A 16,539-nucleotide genomic window follows, 5' to 3' on the forward strand; every position below is an offset into this window, starting at 1 on the left:
GCGGCGGCGATCACCGGTGTAGGGGGCTCAGCGGTGCTCGTAGGATCGCGGCATGAACGACATAGCACCTGCCGGCTGCTGCTCACCCGGGCGCGGAGGGCCTGACGGCCCGTCCGGGGCCATCCCCTCCGTCCGCCCAGGTCAGGACCGGGCCGCCCCCGCGGTATCAGCGTCGAAGGATGCCGCCGACGGGATGGTGCTGCTCCCTGGCGGACCGTTCCTCATGGGGACCGAGGACCCCGACGGGTTCCGGGCGGACGGTGAGGGCCCGGTCCGCGAGGTGCGGGTGTCCGCCTTCCGCATCGATGCCCACGCGGTCAGCAACGAGCGGTTCGCGGAGTTCGTCTCGGCCACCGGTCACGTCACGGAGGCCGAGCGTTTCGGCTGGTCGTACGTCTTCGCCGGGTTCCTGCCGGCCGCGCTCCGGCGCGGCGCGGGCCGTCCGGACGGCGCCCCGTGGTGGTGCGGGGTGGAGGGCGTCCGGTGGGACAGGCCCGAAGGTCCCGGCAGCGGGATCGAGGACCGCGCGGACCATCCCGTCGTGCATGTCTCGTGGAACGACGCGCGCGCGTACTGCCGTTGGGCAGAGGCCCGGCTGCCGACGGAAGCCGAGTGGGAGTACGCGGCACGGGGCGGCCTGGTGCAGGCACGCTTCCCGTGGGGCGACGAGCTGACCCCGGATGGGGAGCACCGCTGCAACGTCTGGCAGGGGCACTTCCCCACGAAGAACACCGCCGAGGACGGCTACGCGGGCACCGCACCGGTCGACGCGTACCAGCCCAACGGATACGGCCTGTACAACATGGCGGGGAACGTCTGGGAGTGGTGCCAGGACTGGTGGAGCACCGACCGTCGGGCGGCCCGCCGGAGCGACCCGCGCGGGCCGGGCACGGGTGACGCCAAGGTGATCCGGGGCGGCTCCTACCTGTGCCACCGCTCGTACTGCAACCGCTACCGGGTGGCCGCGCGCACCCGCAACACGCCGGACAGCACGACCGGGAACCTCGGCTTCCGCTGTGTGCGCCCGGCCTGATCCCGCCGTCATTGCGGCAACATGAATATTTTTCCGGGTCATTGACTAAAAAATCGCGCGGTCATCATGCTGGGCGCCATGCACTCACACGGTGGACCTCTCTCGCGGCTGAGGCGCGGGCACGAGGAACGCGTACTCGGTCTGCTGCGCCGTCACGGACCACAGAGCCGGGCCGAGCTCGGACGCCAGGCCGGACTGTCGCGTACCACGCTGTACGACATAGTCGGGACCCTGGTCGCGAGCGGTGCCGTCGTGGCGGCCGCCGCGGAACCGGGTCCGCGCCGGCGCGGCCGTCCGGTCGAGCACCTCACGCTCAATCCCGCGGCCGGCCAGGCCGTCGGCATCGATTTCGCCCGCCGCGCCGTTCATGTGGCCGCCGCCAACGTGGCGCACGAGGTCATCGGGTCGGCGAGCCGGGCCCATCCTCCCGGGCTCTCCTGGGAGCGGCGGGTGGAGCTGGCCGAGCGGCTGGTCGCCTCGCTGGCGGGCGGCACCCTGCGGCTGGCCGCCCTCGGCACGACCGGTGCGGTCGGGGTCGGTGTCGTGGGCCCGGTGCGGACGGCCGCGGGCGCGCCGGAGGAACCGCTGGCGAATCTGGCCGGGCTGCTGGGCAAGCGGTTCGGGGCCCCGGTCCTGCTGGACAACAACACCCGGCTCGCGGCCCTCGCGGAGTCCACCTGGGGGGCTGCGGCGGCCAGCCAGGACGTGCTGTATCTGCGGCTGTCGCACGGAGTGGGCGGCGGTCTCGTGGTGAACGGTTCGCTCCACCGGGGTGTGGACGGACTGGCGGGCGAGCTCGGGCACATCACCGCCGATCCCGAAGGCCGGCCGTGCGAGTGCGGGGGCACGGGGTGCCTGGAGACGATCGCGTCGATCGGGCCCGTACTCGCCTCCTTCCGCGCTCTGGGCGGACGCGCGGACGACGTCCCGACCCTGCTGCGAGCGGTCGAGAACGGCGACCGGGCGGCACACGAAGTGCTGCGGGCGGCTGGGGTCAGGACCGGCACGGTGCTCGCGGGGGTCGTCAACGCGGTCGGTCCGGGTGTGATCGTGCTGGGCGGTGAGCTGGCCCGGGCCGGCGAGGCTCTGCTCGCACCCGTGCAGGAGGCACTCGACGCGCATGTCATGCCGCTGGCCCGTGGACGCGTGACGCTGCTGCCCGCCGGGCTCGGCGAGGCGGGCGGCGCGCTCGGCGGGGTCGCCCTCGCCCTGCACGAATCCCCTCTGCTCGCCCGCTACCCGGGTCCGGGCGCCGACGACTTTCCCGAGGACGCCACATGAGTTCCACGGAGACACCCCTGAAGCAGGCCGGACCCGTACCCGAGGACGCGGTACCCGCCCGCGAGCGCAGGCGGAAGCGCCTCCGGGTCCCCGCGGTCGTCCTGAACCTGATCGCCCTGGCGGCGGGCATCGGCCTGTGGGCCTGGCTGGCCTCGCTCGGGGTGCAGGCGCTCCCGGGGCCCGCTGCCGTGGCGGACAGGGCGGGGGAGCTGATCGCTGACGGCACGCTGGCCGACGACTCGCTGGCGAGCCTGCGCCGGGTCCTGAGCGGCTTCGCGCTGGGCACCCTGCTGGCCGTGCCCGTGGGCTTCCTGATGGGCTGGTACCCGGTGGCACGCGGGCTGCTGGAGCCGTACGTCCAGTTCTTCCGCACCGTGCCGCCGCTGGCCATGATCCCGCTGGCCATCGTGCTGCTGGGCATCGGCGAGGTACCCAAGGTGTTCGTCATCTTCCTGGCGGCGTTCCTGTCGAGCGTCGTGGCGGCCTTCCAGGGCGTCGTGGGGGTCGACAGGACGCTCATCGACGCGGCCCGGGTGCTGGGCGCCCGGGACGGGACCATCTTCCTGAAGGTGGTCGTCCCCGCCTCCGCTCCGTTCATCCTCGTCGGGATGCGGATCGGCCTGGGCTCCGCCTGGGGAACCCTCGTCGCGGCGGAGCTGATCGCCGCCCAGGAGGGGCTCGGCTACCGGATGCAGAACGCCCAGCTCTACTACGACCTCCCCACCATCTTCGTCGGTCTGATCACCATCGGTCTGCTCGGCCTTCTGATGGACCGGCTGCTGCTGCTCGCCGAACGCCGCCTCACCCGTTGGCAGGAGACCCGATGAACGCCAAGATCTCCTTCCGGAACGTGTCCAGGACGTATCCGCTGAAGAAGACCACCTTCACCGCTCTGGACGAGGTGTCGCTGGACATCGGTGACGAGGAGTTCGTCACCGTCGTCGGCCCGTCCGGGTGCGGCAAGAGCACCCTGCTCAATCTGGCCGCCGGCCTCGCCGTCCCGACCTCGGGCGAGGTCCTCGTCGACGGGCGGCCCGTCGACGGCCCCGGACCGGACCGTGGGGTGATCTTCCAGCAGTACGCGCTCTTCCCCTGGCTGACGGTGCGCGGCAACGTCGAGTTCGGACTGAAGCTGGCGTCCGTGCCGGCCGCCGAGCGGAAGCGGCGGGCGGAGCGCGCCATCGAGCTGGTCGGCCTCACCGACTTCGCCGACGCGCTGCCCAAGACGCTGTCGGGCGGGATGAAGCAGCGCTGCGCGATCGCCCGTGCCTACGCGGTCGACCCACAGGTGCTGCTGATGGACGAGCCCTTCGGAGCGCTGGACGCGCTGACCCGGGTCCAGCTCCAGGACCAGTTGCTGGACACCTGGAGCCGGGACAAGCGCACGGTCATGTTCGTCACCCACGACGTGGACGAGGCCGTGTACCTCGCGCGCCGCGTCGTCGTGATGGCCGCGCGGCCGGGCCGCATCCAGTCGGTCATCGACGTGGACCTGCCGTATCCGCGTACCGAAGCCATCCGCCTCTCCCCCGAGTTCGCCCGGATCCGCAATGCCGTGTGGACCTCCGTCTACCACCAGACCCCGGCCGCCCAGGCCGCCTGAGACCTCCCGCCCGCTCCCCCGAACTCGTAAGGAACCCTGCGTCATGCGTCTACCTCAGCGCGCCCTGACGGCGGCCGTCGCCGTGTCCGCCCTGGCACTCTCCGTCACCGGATGCTCCGGTGACTCGTCGTCCGACGGGGCCACCGTCCGCTTCGGCTACATCAGCGACTACAACGGCGCGAGCCTGCTGGCCATCGCGGACGAGCAGGGGCTGTGGAAGAAGGAGGGGCTGACCCCCGAGTACAAGCCGTTCACCAACGGCCCGCTCCAGATCCAGGCGCTCGGGTCCGACAACCTCGACTTCGGTTACATCGGGCCCGGTGCCATGTGGCTGCCCGCGTCGGGCAAGGCCAAGGTCGTCGCGATCAACACGCTCGCCCGCGCCGACCGGGTCATAGCCCAGCCCGGCATCACGTCCATCGAGGGCCTCAAGGGCAAGAAGGTCGGTGTGCCCGAGGGCACCTCCGGCGCGATGGCGCTCAACCTCGCGCTGCGGAAGGCCGGGATGTCGGAGAAGGACGTCGAGAAGGTCCCGATGGACCCGTCCACGGTCGTCTCGGCGTTCGTCTCCGGGCAGATCGACGGGGCAGGCCTCTGGTATCCGCTGATCGACACCATCAAGGCGAAGAAGCCGAAGCTCAACGAGGTCGCCAGCACGGCCGACTTCAAGGACCGGGCGTTCCCCACGGCCTTCGTGGCGCCCGCCAGGAGTGACGACAAGCTGAACAGCAAGGTCGTCAAGGTCCTCCAGAAGGCCAACGACTGGCGCGCCGCACACCCCGACGAGGCCATCGACGCGGCCGCCTCCCTGCTGAAGATCGACCGCGCCAAGGTCGCGGCGGACGCGGCCAACGTGGAGACGCTGTCGACGGCCGATCTGGTCGCAAGGACCGAGGACGGCACCGTGGACGGCTGGCTGGACGGGCTCGGCGAGTTCTTCGTGGACACCGGCCAGCTCAAGAAGGCCCCGGCGGCGGACACGTACTACGAGGGCGACCTCTACACGAAGGCGTACAAGAAGTGAACCTGTTGTTCCTGATGACCGATCAGCACCGGGTGGACACCCTCGGCTGTTACGGCAACCCGCACGTCGCGACCCCGAACCTGGACCGTCTGGCCGCCGCCGGCACACGTTTCGACCGCTTCTACACGCCGACCGCGATATGCACCCCGGCGCGCGCGAGTCTCCTCACCGGACAGGCACCCTTCCGGCACCGGCTGCTCGCCAACTACGAGCGCAACGTGGGCTATCTGGAGGACCTGCGCGAGGACGCCTTCACCTTCCCGGCGGCCCTGGCGGAGCGCGACTACCGGCTGGGGCTCATCGGCAAGTGGCACGGCGGGACCCACCGCAACGCCGCCTCGTACGGTTTCGAGGGCCCGGACCTGCCGGGCTGGCACAACCCCGTCGACCATCCGGACTACCTGGCGTATCTGGAGGAGCGGGGGCTGCCGCCGTACCGGATCTCCGAACCGGTCCGGGGCACCGCCCCGGGCGGCAACCCGGGGAATCTGCTGGCCGCCCGGCTGCACCAGCCGGTGGAGGCGACGTTCGAGCACTACCTCGCCACCCGGGCCATCGAGCACCTGGAACGGTACGCGGCCGGTGGGGAGCCGTTCTTCCTGGCGACGCACTTCTTCGGACCGCACCTGCCCTATCTGCTCCCGGACGCCTACTTCGACCTCTACGATCCGGAGCTCGTCGAGCTGCCGCCGTCCATCGCCGAGACCTTCGAGGGCAAGCCACCGGTGCAGCGCAACTACAGCGCGCACTGGGCCTTCGACACCATCCCGATCGAGACGACCCGCAAGCTGATCGCCGTCTACTGGGGCTATGTGACCCTCATCGACGAACAGATCGGGCGCATCCTCACCCGCCTCGACGAGCTGGGGCTCGGCGACGACACCTCCGTGTTCTTCACCGCGGACCACGGCGAGTTCACCGGCGCCCACCGGCTCCACGACAAGGGCCCGGCGATGTACGAGGACATCTACCGCATCCCCGGCATCATCCGGATCCCCGGGGCCGCCCCGCAGGTCAGGGACGAGCTGGTCAGCCTCACCGACTGCACCGCCACACTGCTCGAACTGGCGGGCTGCGACCCGTCACCGGCCGTGGACAGCCACAGCCTGGTCCCGCTGGTCAAGGGCGAGACCCCGGACTGGCCGGGTGAGCTGGTCGCGGAGTTCCACGGTCACCACTTCCCGTACCCGCAGCGGATGATCCGCGACGACCGCTACAAGCTCGTCGTCAACCCGGAGTCGGTCAACGAGCTGTACGACCTGGAGGCGGACCCGCACGAACTCAGCAACCGTTACACGCACCCCGAATTCAAGGCGGTCCGGGCCCGGTTGATGCGGCGGCTTTACGAGCTGCTGCGGGACAGGGGCGACAACTTCTACCACTGGATGACGTCCATGTACGACATCGGCGCCTCCGACTACGACCCGAGCCTGAGCGCCTTCGAGACGGACGACACGACCTGGACCGCGACGGCGGATCCGGGCGGGACACTCGCGGAGACCCCATGAGACGCACACGAAGGACCGCCCGCACCCGCTTCCTGCCCCGGTGGGCGGCCGGAGCGGCCGCCCTGGTCTGGATCCTCACCCTCGCTTCCGCTCCGTCGCACGGTGCGCAGGACCGCGCGGCCTCCAGGGCGACGTACACCAACCCGGTGTCCACCGGGGCCGTCGACACCTTCCCCGACCCCGCGATGATCCGCGGCAAGGACGGTCTCTGGTACGCCTACGGCACCCAGAATCCGGTCATGCAGAGCAAGGGCGAGGACGGGGAGCGCATGCTGCCCATCCTGCGCTCGGCCGACATGGTGACGTGGGAGTACGCGGGCGAGGTGTTCACGCCCGGGAACAAGCCTGCCTGGCACGAGGGTTCGCGGCTGTGGGCGCCCGAGGTGCGCTACGCCCTCGGCCGTTACCACCTCTACTACTCCGTGCCCGGGCGCAACACCGTCGGTCTCGTCACGTCCACGACACCCACGGGCCCGTGGACCGACCGCGGAGCCGTGCTGCCCTCGCCGAGCGGCTGCCCGGCGGGCAACATCGACCAGGCGCAGTTCACGGACACGGACGGCACCCCCTACCTGTACTGGGGCAGTTATGACACGATCTGCGTCGCGAAGCTGAACGCCGACCTGTCCCGGACCGAGGGCGAGGTCACGCAGGTGGCCCGCGGCCGCCGGGTCGAGGGCGGCTTCGTCGTGCGACGCGACGACTTCTACTACCTGTTCTACTCCGACGCCGGCTGCTGCGACGGCGCGTACAGCGGCTACCAGGTGAAGGTGGGCCGCTCCACCAGCCCCACCGGCCCCTTCACCGACGACGAGGGCACCGACCTGATGGCCCTCACCAGCAAGGCGGGCGTGGTCGCCGGGGCCAACGGCAACCGGTGGATCGGGCCCGGCCACAACTCCCTCCAGACCGACCTGGCGGGCCAGGACTGGCTGGTCTACCACGGCATCCCCGCCGAGTCGCCCGATCTCGCCCCCGCCTCGAACGGCACCCTGAAGCTGACCCGGCGCCCGATGCTCATCGACCGGCTCGACTGGATCGACGGCTGGCCGGTCGTGCGGGCGGGCGCGGGGCCCTCGGACGGGCCGACAGCCGCGCCGGTGACCTCCTGGGCGACGGGCGGATCCTTCGAGGACGGCGGCCTGTCGGGCTGGCGCGCGAAGGGCGACGCGCCCACCGGCTGGTCCACCGCGACCGATCCGGACTCGGGCGTCCACGCCGTGCACACCCCCGGCGCTTCCAGGAAGGGCACCGCGTATCTCGTCGCCGACGGGCGCGCCCCCGCGGACCTGCGGGCCGAGGCGGATCTGAAGGTGTCGGCGGCGGATGGCGCGGCGGGGCTCACCGTCGCCTACCGGGACCCCGGCAACCGGGTCGTGGCCTGGCTCGACCGGGCCCGCGGAGCTCTCGTCACCGACGTACGGGTCGGCGGCAGGAGCCGTGGCGAACAGGTCACCGAGCTGCCCTCCGGATTCTCCTGGGACACCTGGAACAACGTGTCCGTGGAACTGCGCGGCACCCGGCTGACGGCAGAGGTGACCGGCGACCGGCTGCGGGACCCGGTGGCCCTGCAGTCCCGTGACCTGCCGGCCGCCGCTGTGCGCAAGGGCGCGGTGGGTACCGCCGCGCGGGGCGTCGGCGCGGCGGCGGACAACGTGGGGGCGGCCGCCCTGTACCGGCCGGTGACGGAGCGGGTGGCCGTCGATCCGCCGGGGCGTCTGCTGCCGGAGTTCAGCGACGAGTTCGCCACCGCCATGGTCCCGGGCACCGGTACCGACTCCCCCTGGCAGTGGGTGCGCGGACCGGCCCCGGGGGTCACCGTGTCCGGCGGGGCGCTCTCCTGGCCGACGCAGAACGCAGAGCTCCATCTCGGCACCAACACGGCGTCCGTGCTCCTGCGGGACGCGCCCGGAGGTGACTACACGGTCGAGACCAAACTGCGCTTCGCCCCCGGCCAGGCGGCCCAGCAGGCCGGTCTCGTGCTGTACGAGAACGACGACCGGTGGTTCAAGCTCGTCCACTCGGTGCTGCCGCTCACGAACGGCAACGGCGCCGTGCTCGATGTCAGCGAGTTCGGCAAGGAGGGCGAGCGCCCCACCACCACCCCGCCGACGGCCGTGGCCAACGCCCCGATGTTCGGGGGACCCACGGCCGACACGATGTGGCTGCGGATGGCCTACCACCGCGACACCGCGCACGGGGAGCACGAGGTACGCGCGTCCACCAGCCGCGACGGCATCCACTGGTCACCGGGCGGCACCTGGACCCTCCCGGTGCGCGGCGATCTGAGGATCGGCCTGGTGTCCCACAACCGGGCGGGCGCGACAGCGGACTTCGACTACGTGCGGACGTACGGAGCCTCCTGAAACCCGCCACCACTTCCTGAACCCATGACCCGTCAGTTATCACAATCAGTCACCGAGGAGGGCGATCCGGAGGGGCCGGCACCGCACCGAAGCCATCAGTTCTTGTCGACAACAGGCCCTGAGATACCTGTTGTTGCACATCTCTTGACGCGTCCGTAACCAGGGTGGAGTATCTCGCACAGCCGGAGAGAGCGCTCTCCGGCTGTACGCGTCGTGTACCCGCCCCACGACTCAGGAGACCCCATGTACGCACCTCCGAACCCCCACAGACCCGTGTTCGCCCCGCTCGGAAGACGCAGCGGTGTGCTGGCCGTCATCGCCGGCCTCGTCCTCTCGCTCCTGGCCTTCGTCCCCCACTCCCCCGCGAGCGCCGCACCCTCGCTGCTCTCCCAGGGGAAGACGGTCACCTCGTCCAGCCAGGAGAACGACGGCACCCCCGCCGCCGCCGCGGTGGACGGCATCAACGGAACGCGCTGGTCGAGCGCGTTCTCCGACCCCCAGTGGATCAAGATCGACCTCGGCGCCGCCGCCTCGGTCAGCCAGATCGTGCTCCGCTGGGAAGCGGCCTACTCCACCGGCTACCGGATCGAGTTCTCCCCGGACAACAGCAGCTGGAGCACCGCCTACTCCACCACCACCGGCCCCGGCGGCACGGAGACCCTGAACGTCTCCGGCACCGCGCGCTACGTCCGGCTGACCGGCACGGCGCGCGCCACCGGATACGGTCACTCACTCTGGGAGTTCCAGGTGTTCGGCACGACCGGCGGAGGCGACCCGCAGATCCCCGGCGGTGGTGACCTCGGCCCCAACGTGCTGGTCTTCGACCCCTCGACGCCCGACATCCAGGGCAAGGTCGACGCGATCTTCAAGCAGCAGGAGTCCGCGCAGTTCGGCACGGGCCGCTACGCGCTGATGTTCAAGCCGGGCACGTACAACAACATCAATGCCCAGATCGGCTTCTACACCTCCATCGCCGGGCTCGGGCTCAAGCCCGACGACACCACCTTCAACGGTGATGTCACCGTCGACGCCGGCTGGTTCAACGGCAACGCCACCCAGAACTTCTGGCGTTCTGCCGAGAACCTCGCCCTGAACCCGGTCAGCGGCACCAACCGCTGGGCCGTCTCCCAGGCCGCCCCCTTCCGCCGTATGCACGTCAAGGGCGGACTCAACCTCGCGCCGAACGGCTATGGATGGGCGAGCGGCGGCTACATCGCCGACAGCAAGATCGACGGCCAGGTCGGCCCGTACTCGCAGCAGCAGTGGTACACCCGCGACAGCTCCATCGGCAGCTGGGGCAACGGCGTCTGGAACATGACGTTCTCCGGCGTCGAGGGCGCCCCCGCCCAGAGCTTCCCCGAGCCGCCGTACACCACGCTGGACACCACCCCGGTCTCCCGCGAGAAGCCCTTCCTCTACCTCGACGGCGACGCCTACAAGGTCTTCGTCCCCGCCAAGCGCACCAACGCACGCGGTGTCTCGTGGAACGGCACGCCGCAGGGCGAGTCCATCCCGCTGAGCCAGTTCTACGTCGTGAAGCCGGGCGCGACCGCGCAGACCATCAACGCGGCCGTACGCCAGGGACTGCACCTGCTGTTCACCCCGGGCATCTACCACGTCGACCAGCCCATCGAGATCAACCGTGCGAACACCGTGGCCCTCGGTCTCGGGCTCGCCACGATCATCCCGGACAACGGCGTGACCGCGATCAAGGTCGGCGACGTCGACGGCGTCAAGCTCGCCGGACTCCTCGTGGACGCGGGGACGCAGAACTCGTCGGTGCTCGTCCAGGTAGGTCCTGAGGGTGCGGCGACCGACCACTCGGCCAATCCGACCAGCCTCCAGGACGTGTTCGTCCGGGTCGGTGGCGCGGGCGCCGGCAAGGCGACCACCGGGATGGTGATCAACAGCGACGACACGATCATCGACCACACCTGGCTGTGGCGCGCGGACCACGGCGACGGGGTCGGCTGGGAGACCAACCGGTCCGACTACGGTCTCCGGGTGAACGGTGACGACGTGCTGGCCACCGGGCTGTTCGTCGAGCACTTCAACAAGTACGACGTCCAGTGGTACGGCGAGAACGGCAAGACGATCTTCTTCCAGAACGAGAAGGCGTACGACGCCCCCAACCAGGCCGCCATCCAGAACGGCGACATCAAGGGCTACGCCGCCTACAAGGTGGCCGACTCCGTCACCACCCACGAGGGCTGGGGCATGGGCAGCTACTGCTACTACAACGTCGACCCGACCATCCGCCAGCAGCACGGCTTCCAGGCCCCGGTGAAACCCGGAGTCAAGTTCCACGACCTGCTCGTCGTCTCCCTCGGCGGCCAGGGACAGTACGACCACGTCATCAACAACACCGGATCCCCCACATCCGGTACGTCGACCATCCCCTCCCAGGTGGTGTCCTTTCCCTGAGGCGGGATGAGATGAGCGGAGTCGGCTCATCGGACGGCGCGGGGCCCGGCGGTCACTCCCTGCCGGGCCCCGCGTCACGTCCCGAGGAGCATGGCCAGATACGCCGGCAGGTCCGGTCCGTCCGCCGGAATCGCACGCAGTCCGAGATAGCCGTCCGGCCGCACGACGACCGCCTCGCCGCCCCGCACGCCGTACGTACGGCGGAACTCGTCGAGGCCGTCGTGCACGGCGGGCAGGCGCAGCGCGGGCGCGCTCACCTTCGGGGCGAGCACCGCGCAGGCGTTCAGCATGCCGTGGGCCGCGTGCACCGCCGCGGCCGCCACGTGTCCGAACGGTGCGAGCTGGTCCTCGTGGTCGGCGTAGAGGATCAGGGTGTGCTCGCGCTCCCGCAGCAGGCTGGAGAGCCGGACGGGGAAGGCTCCCAGGGCGTACAGGAGGCCGCCGCAGTCGGGCGCCCGGTCGCCCGGAGAGGGGCCGTCGTGTGCGGAGCCGTCCGGCCCCACGATCGCGCTGCCCCGGTAGCCGAGGAGGAGCTGGGCCTCACGGAGCATCATGGCCGCCGGGTCGTCCGGGTCGGCCTGGATGCCGCTCCGCGCGTGGCGCAGGGTTCGGTCCACCACTTCCTCACCGACCGGCCGGCGTTCGGCGTCGTAGCTCTCCAGCAGTCCGGGACCCGCGTGCCCCCGCACCGCGGCGGCGACCTTCCAGGCCAGGTTGTAGGCGTCCTGGATCCCGGTGTTCATCCCCTGGGCGCCCGTGGGCGGGTGGATGTGCGCGGCGTCCCCGGCCACGAAGACCCGCCCCCGGCCGTACCGGCCGACGATGCGGTGGCTGATGCGGAACACCGAGGACCAGCGCAGCGCGGACGCGGTCGTGGGGCGGGGGGAGAGCCGGTCGAGCACTGCCTGGATGTGGTCGAGACCGGGCACCGGGCCCTGTTCACCGCTCAGGCCGTGCGTCACGCCGTCCGGGTCCTGCCGCCCCGCACGGGACAGTCCGGGCGGGGCCGCCATCGACATCCGGTAGCGGTGGTCACCGGGCAGCGGGATGCACACGAGGAGGTCGTCCGGTCGCCCGTCGACGACGCGTGAGGCGCGGATGCCGTATCCGGCCGGCAGGTCCCAGTCGACCTCGACGTCTCCCAGCATGTACTCCTCGGGAAGGGCCGCGCCTTCGAAGGACAGGCCCAGCCCCTTGCGTACCGCGCTGTGGGCGCCGTCGCAGCCCATGAGGTAGCTCGCAGTCAGTTCCTCGGTACCTCCCGACGGTGTGGAGAGAACGATCCGCACCTCGTCGGAGTCCTGCTCGAACGAGACGAGTTCGGTGCCGCGTCCGACGTCGCCTCCCCTGCTGCGGAGGAGCTCCTCCAGAAGCCGCTCGGTCTCGTACTGCGGGAGGGCGGCGAAGCCGTACGGCACCTCAGGCGGCAGTTCGAGATCGATCCGCGGGCCTTCCTCGCCGTTGACGTAGAGCAGTTGTCCCTTCAGCGGGACGGCTGTCTCCAGGGCCTCACGGACCATTCCCATCCGGTCCCAGATCTCCAGTGTCCGGGGCTGGACGCCCACGGCCCGGGCATAGGGAAGCCGTGCCGGGAGCCGGTCGACGATCCGGCACGACACTCCGCGGCGGCACAGCTCGGACGCGGCTGTCAGGCCCACGGGGCCCGCCCCCGCGATCAGCACATCGACGTCGGCCACGGGTGCCTCCCAGGGCGAGGTGCGTTCACTCCAATGCAGCACGCCGTGGACGGTATGTCCATTTGGCGGCCCGCAGGGCCGGTGCGGGGCGTGCTCCGCCCGCCGCACCGGCCCCCGGACGTCAGCCGACGGCGCAGGCCTCACCGCCCAGCGTGAACGCGTCGGGCTCGGTGCTGCCGCCCGGTGTCGTGCCGGTGAAGCCGAAGCCGGCCGAGGAGCCGGGCGCCACCTTGCCGTTCCAGCCGACGTTCGTCACGGTCACCTTCTCCCCGTCCTGCTGGTGGGAGGCGTTCCACATCTGGGTGACCTTCTGGCCGCCCGGGAATGACCAGCCCAGCTGCCAGCCGTCGTAGGCGGTGCTGCCGGTGTTGGTCACCGTCACCTCGGCCTGGAAGCCGCCGGACCACTGGTTGGTGACCGTGTACGTCACCGAGCAGTCGGCGTCCGCCGGCGGATCGGTCGGGTCCGGGTCGGGGTCCGGGTCTGGGTCCGGGTCTGGGTCCGGGTCCGTGCCTCCGCCGCCGGTGCCGGAGGCCTCGCCGACCTGGATGCCCCGGCCGTTCGTGGAGACGTACACCCGGCCGTAGACCCGTGGGTCCCCGGTGATGGCCGCGCCCGTCCAGGCCCACTGGTGCGCGTCGTCGTTGATCCGCGTCCAGTTGGCGCCCGCGTCCGTGGACCGGAAGATGCCGCGCACCCCGCCGATCTTCGCGCTGACGAAGACGGTCTGGTAGGAGGCCCCGGATGCCGCCTTGCCGAAGCCGACGCTGTCGGCCTGCTCCACTCCGGAGAACTCGGTGAAGGTCGTACCGGAGTCGGTGGAGCGCCAGAGCCCGTACGCCCCCGTGGCGGCACCGCCCGCGAGCCAGATGTCGCCCTCCTTGCCGGGCAACGCCTTGAAGCGGACGTTGCCCTCGGCCGGCAGGCCGGTCGCCTTCGCGGTGAAGGTGGCACCGCCGTCGGCCGACACGTAGAAGGTGCCGGCCTTGAATCCGTAGAACTTCTTCGGGTTCTCGCGGTCCGACTCGACCGTCGCCCCCGCCGGGATCCCGGTCGAGGCCGTCCAGGAGTTGCCGTAACCGGTGGTGTGGTGGACGGCCGCGCCGTCCGGGCTCCAGACGAATCCGCTGCCGTCCGCCGCGGCGGCGACCGTGCCTCCGCCGGTGACACCGGAGGGCTCGGAGCCCTGGAACCAGTTGGCACCGTTGTCGGTGGAGAAGCCGATGTGCGGAGCGGCGTCGGCGTTGCCGACCCGCACGACCGTGCCGGGGGACTTCTCCGCGAAGTCCAGGCTGGTGGTCGAGTCCAGGTTCGGCGAGGTGAACATCATGGCGGGCACCGCGTCGAGGTCGGTGTGCCGGAAGCCTCCGATGTCACCGAGCGCGCTCAGCAGCGGCGCGCCGGAGGGCGGGCTGGCCAGGTCGTTGACGGCCGTCTCCTCCAGCCCCTTCACCATCGGCTCGATCGTGAACTGGCTCCCGGAGTCCCAGGAGGTGAGGTCCTCGGTGCCGTAGACCGTGGCACCCGTGCCGTACATCATCCGGTCCGAGTCGAAGGGGTCGATCTCCAGGGACTCGGTCATCCAGCCCAGTTTGGGCGCGGTCTCCGGCGGTGAGGGGTTCGCGCCCCAGCTGAGCCAGGGGACCGAGGAGACATCCAGCGTGTACCGGTTCGAGCGGTTGGGGTAGCTGGTGTAGTCCCACGCCTGTGTCCACGTCGCGCCGCTGTCCGTGGAGCGGAAGATCTGGGTGTCGGGCCACCACGAGCTGTAGGCGGTCGCCATCAGGGTGCCGGGCTTCTGCCGGTCGACGGAGAGGCCGCTGAAGCCGTAGAAGGTGTCGGCCTCCGCGACGGGACTGACGTCCGTCCAGGCGCCGGACTCCGTGTCGTACCGCCAGATCTGTCCCTTGCCGCCGTCGTACGGACCGCCCGTGTCACTCAGCGTCAGGTAGAGGTGGCCCGTCGAGGAATCGAGCACGCCCTTGTGCGCGAGGTACCCGGTCGGCTGGCCGGCGATCCTGGACCAGGTGGTGCCGCCGTCCGTGGAGCGGTAGACGGTGTTCTCCTTGTCGGCGACCCCCACGTAGATGTCCTGGGTGGCGGTGCCCGCGCTGCCGGAGCGCTCGTCGAAGGTCACCCACACGATGCCCTGGTTGTCGTTGCCGTACCCGCTGGTGTCCGTGGGGTCCTGCGCGTAGTTGCCGGGGTTCGGGAAGGCGGTCACCTCCGACCACGTGACGCCCGAGTCGGTGGACCGCCAGAGCCCGTTGCCGCTGGGGGCGCCGAGGTACAGCACGGAATTCTTGTTCGGGTCGACCGCGAGCCGCTCCCCCATCCCGCGTCCCGGCATGTTGCCGCCGAGCTTGAAGGGCAGCGTGGCCGCCTTCCAGGAGGCGCCCCGGTCCGAGGAGCGCAGGACGGCCCCGTTCGTCGGGTCCCAGTCGTTGGTGTACGTACCGACGGCGGCGTACACGTTGTCGGGCTCGGCCGCGTCGGAGGCGAGGCTCACCACCCCGGACCAGCCCCACCGGTCCCAGTCCACCCAGTCCAGCAGCGGTGTCCACCGCTTGCCCGACTGGTCCCAGCGGTAGGCGCCGCCGATGTCGGTGCGCGCGTAGGCGAGGTTCTTCTCCGACCGGTTGAAGACGATGCCCGGTACGAAGCCACCGCCGTCGATCCGTGCGTTCTTCCATGTGTATGTGTCCGCGGCGACGGACACATCCGATGCTTCGGTCGCGGCGGGCCCTTCGTCCGAGCGTGCCACCGCCGGGGTTCCGGTGACCGATAACCCGGCGGTGAGGGCAAGTGCCGCCAGTAGGGCAGCGATTGGTCTGGTGCTCAAGCGCACGGAAACGTCCTCTCCGAGCTGGACCGCCGCTCAGCGGCGGTACGGGGCTGACACAGAGATGGGAGCGCTCCCATAAGGCATCCCGATGGTAGCGCCGCATGCCGCTCCGGAGAAGGGTGGTGCGGACGTCTCATCGGATGAATCAGACCCACCCCTCCCTTGCGACCACGCGGGCACCCACACCCCGCCCGCGGCACCCAGGAAAGGCGGCACATCTTCTCCACATATCCGGAGGCAGGGTGACACCGTGATCACTTGAACTCGGAAAATGCTTCATAAACGCGCTGTTCATTCATACCCCGGACACAGAGAAAAGAGAGCCATGTTCATGTTTCACAGCAGCGTGAATACCGATACCTTCCGAACGGAGCGCGGCCGCCCTCGCCACCGGCACGCGGAATCGGAAGGGCCCCCGGATCGAAGAAACCTGCACACGGCGTGCGCACACCGATCACGCGACCTGGCACGGAACACCAGGTCCAGACCCGGTCAGAGGGCGATTGGGGCGGGAGTGCCCCACTTGGGGGGCGTGAAGCCGCGGAATCACGGAATTCATCCGGTGAAGCTCGTGAAGGATTTGCCGCCATGGAATGAACACTTCTGCACGTAAGTCGATTCCAGCGGGCCCATAACCACAGATCCGCCGCAGTTCGATTGGCTGTACGAGGCGCAGGCGTGCTTTGATCCTGGCCCATACGGAGGCCGCACCACGGGTTTCCGTATATAGGAAATTTCCACACGAAGGGCAGCGCTCA

The 16,539-nt window shown here is 70.4% G+C and carries 10 protein-coding genes; 8 read left to right on the forward strand and 2 right to left on the reverse strand.

Annotated features, from left to right (window positions below; translation table 11 throughout):
* Positions 1-52: 52 nt before the first annotated feature.
* The 8 genes from ACIP63_RS17195 to ACIP63_RS17230 all read left to right on the forward strand — a co-directional run bounded on the left by ACIP63_RS17195 (position 53) and on the right by ACIP63_RS17230 (position 11,239).
* Positions 53-1,033: a formylglycine-generating enzyme family protein gene (locus ACIP63_RS17195; RefSeq protein WP_401516389.1), complete on the forward strand. Its 981-nt coding sequence runs from the start codon at positions 53-55 to the stop codon at positions 1,031-1,033.
* A 66-nt stretch (positions 1,034-1,099) separates the two neighbouring features.
* A complete protein-coding gene (locus tag ACIP63_RS17200; RefSeq protein ID WP_401516391.1) occupies positions 1,100-2,314 on the forward strand; it encodes an ROK family protein in 1,215 nt (404 codons plus the stop codon).
* Complete coding sequence (locus ACIP63_RS17205) at positions 2,311-3,141, forward strand: ABC transporter permease (protein ID WP_401516393.1); 831 nt, start codon at positions 2,311-2,313, stop codon at positions 3,139-3,141. Before ACIP63_RS17200 ends, ACIP63_RS17205 begins: the two co-directional genes overlap by 4 nt.
* Complete coding sequence (locus ACIP63_RS17210) at positions 3,138-3,917, forward strand: ABC transporter ATP-binding protein (RefSeq protein WP_401516394.1); 780 nt, start codon at positions 3,138-3,140, stop codon at positions 3,915-3,917. Before ACIP63_RS17205 ends, ACIP63_RS17210 begins: the two co-directional genes overlap by 4 nt.
* Before the next feature lie 43 nt (positions 3,918-3,960).
* Complete coding sequence (locus ACIP63_RS17215) at positions 3,961-4,941, forward strand: aliphatic sulfonate ABC transporter substrate-binding protein (RefSeq protein ID WP_401516395.1); 981 nt, start codon at positions 3,961-3,963, stop codon at positions 4,939-4,941.
* Positions 4,938-6,449 (forward strand): sulfatase-like hydrolase/transferase, encoded by a 1,512-nt coding sequence (locus tag ACIP63_RS17220; RefSeq protein ID WP_401516397.1) that lies wholly within the window; start codon positions 4,938-4,940, stop codon positions 6,447-6,449. Before ACIP63_RS17215 ends, ACIP63_RS17220 begins: the two co-directional genes overlap by 4 nt.
* Positions 6,446-8,815 (forward strand): family 43 glycosylhydrolase, encoded by a 2,370-nt coding sequence (locus tag ACIP63_RS17225; RefSeq protein WP_401516399.1) that lies wholly within the window; start codon positions 6,446-6,448, stop codon positions 8,813-8,815. The genes ACIP63_RS17220 and ACIP63_RS17225 overlap by 4 nt, the downstream gene beginning before the upstream one ends.
* Positions 8,816-9,058: 243 nt before the next feature.
* The gene (locus ACIP63_RS17230) at positions 9,059-11,239 is read left to right on the forward strand and encodes a discoidin domain-containing protein (protein WP_401516401.1); all 2,181 of its coding nucleotides are present in this window, start codon (positions 9,059-9,061) and stop codon (positions 11,237-11,239) included.
* Between the two features lie 74 nt (positions 11,240-11,313).
* Here the strand turns inward: ACIP63_RS17230 and ACIP63_RS17235 are convergent, their stop codons facing one another.
* Both ACIP63_RS17235 and ACIP63_RS17240 read right to left on the reverse strand, forming a co-directional pair.
* Positions 11,314-12,936 (reverse strand): FAD-dependent monooxygenase, encoded by a 1,623-nt coding sequence (locus ACIP63_RS17235; protein WP_401516925.1) that lies wholly within the window; start codon positions 12,934-12,936, stop codon positions 11,314-11,316.
* A 121-nt stretch (positions 12,937-13,057) separates the two neighbouring features.
* Entirely contained in the window at positions 13,058-15,784 is a 2,727-nt protein-coding gene (locus ACIP63_RS17240; protein ID WP_401516402.1) for a cellulose binding domain-containing protein, read from the reverse strand.
* Between the last annotated feature and the right edge of the window lie 755 nt (positions 15,785-16,539).

Origin of the sequence: Streptomyces sp. NPDC088746, assembly GCF_044751065.1 — a bacterium.
Classification (GTDB): Bacteria; Actinomycetota; Actinomycetes; order Streptomycetales; family Streptomycetaceae; genus Streptomyces.

Coding starts and splice junctions, on each gene's coding strand:
- ACIP63_RS17210 (WP_401516394.1), top strand. CDS start 3,138: ATGAACGCCAAGATCTCCTTCCGGAACGTGTCCAGGACGTATCCGCTG.
- ACIP63_RS17195 (WP_401516389.1), top strand. CDS start 53: ATGAACGACATAGCACCTGCCGGCTGCTGCTCACCCGGGCGCGGAGGG.
- ACIP63_RS17200 (WP_401516391.1), top strand. CDS start 1,100: ATGCTGGGCGCCATGCACTCACACGGTGGACCTCTCTCGCGGCTGAGG.
- ACIP63_RS17230 (WP_401516401.1), top strand. CDS start 9,059: ATGTACGCACCTCCGAACCCCCACAGACCCGTGTTCGCCCCGCTCGGA.
- ACIP63_RS17215 (WP_401516395.1), top strand. CDS start 3,961: ATGCGTCTACCTCAGCGCGCCCTGACGGCGGCCGTCGCCGTGTCCGCC.
- ACIP63_RS17205 (WP_401516393.1), top strand. CDS start 2,311: ATGAGTTCCACGGAGACACCCCTGAAGCAGGCCGGACCCGTACCCGAG.
- ACIP63_RS17225 (WP_401516399.1), top strand. CDS start 6,446: ATGAGACGCACACGAAGGACCGCCCGCACCCGCTTCCTGCCCCGGTGG.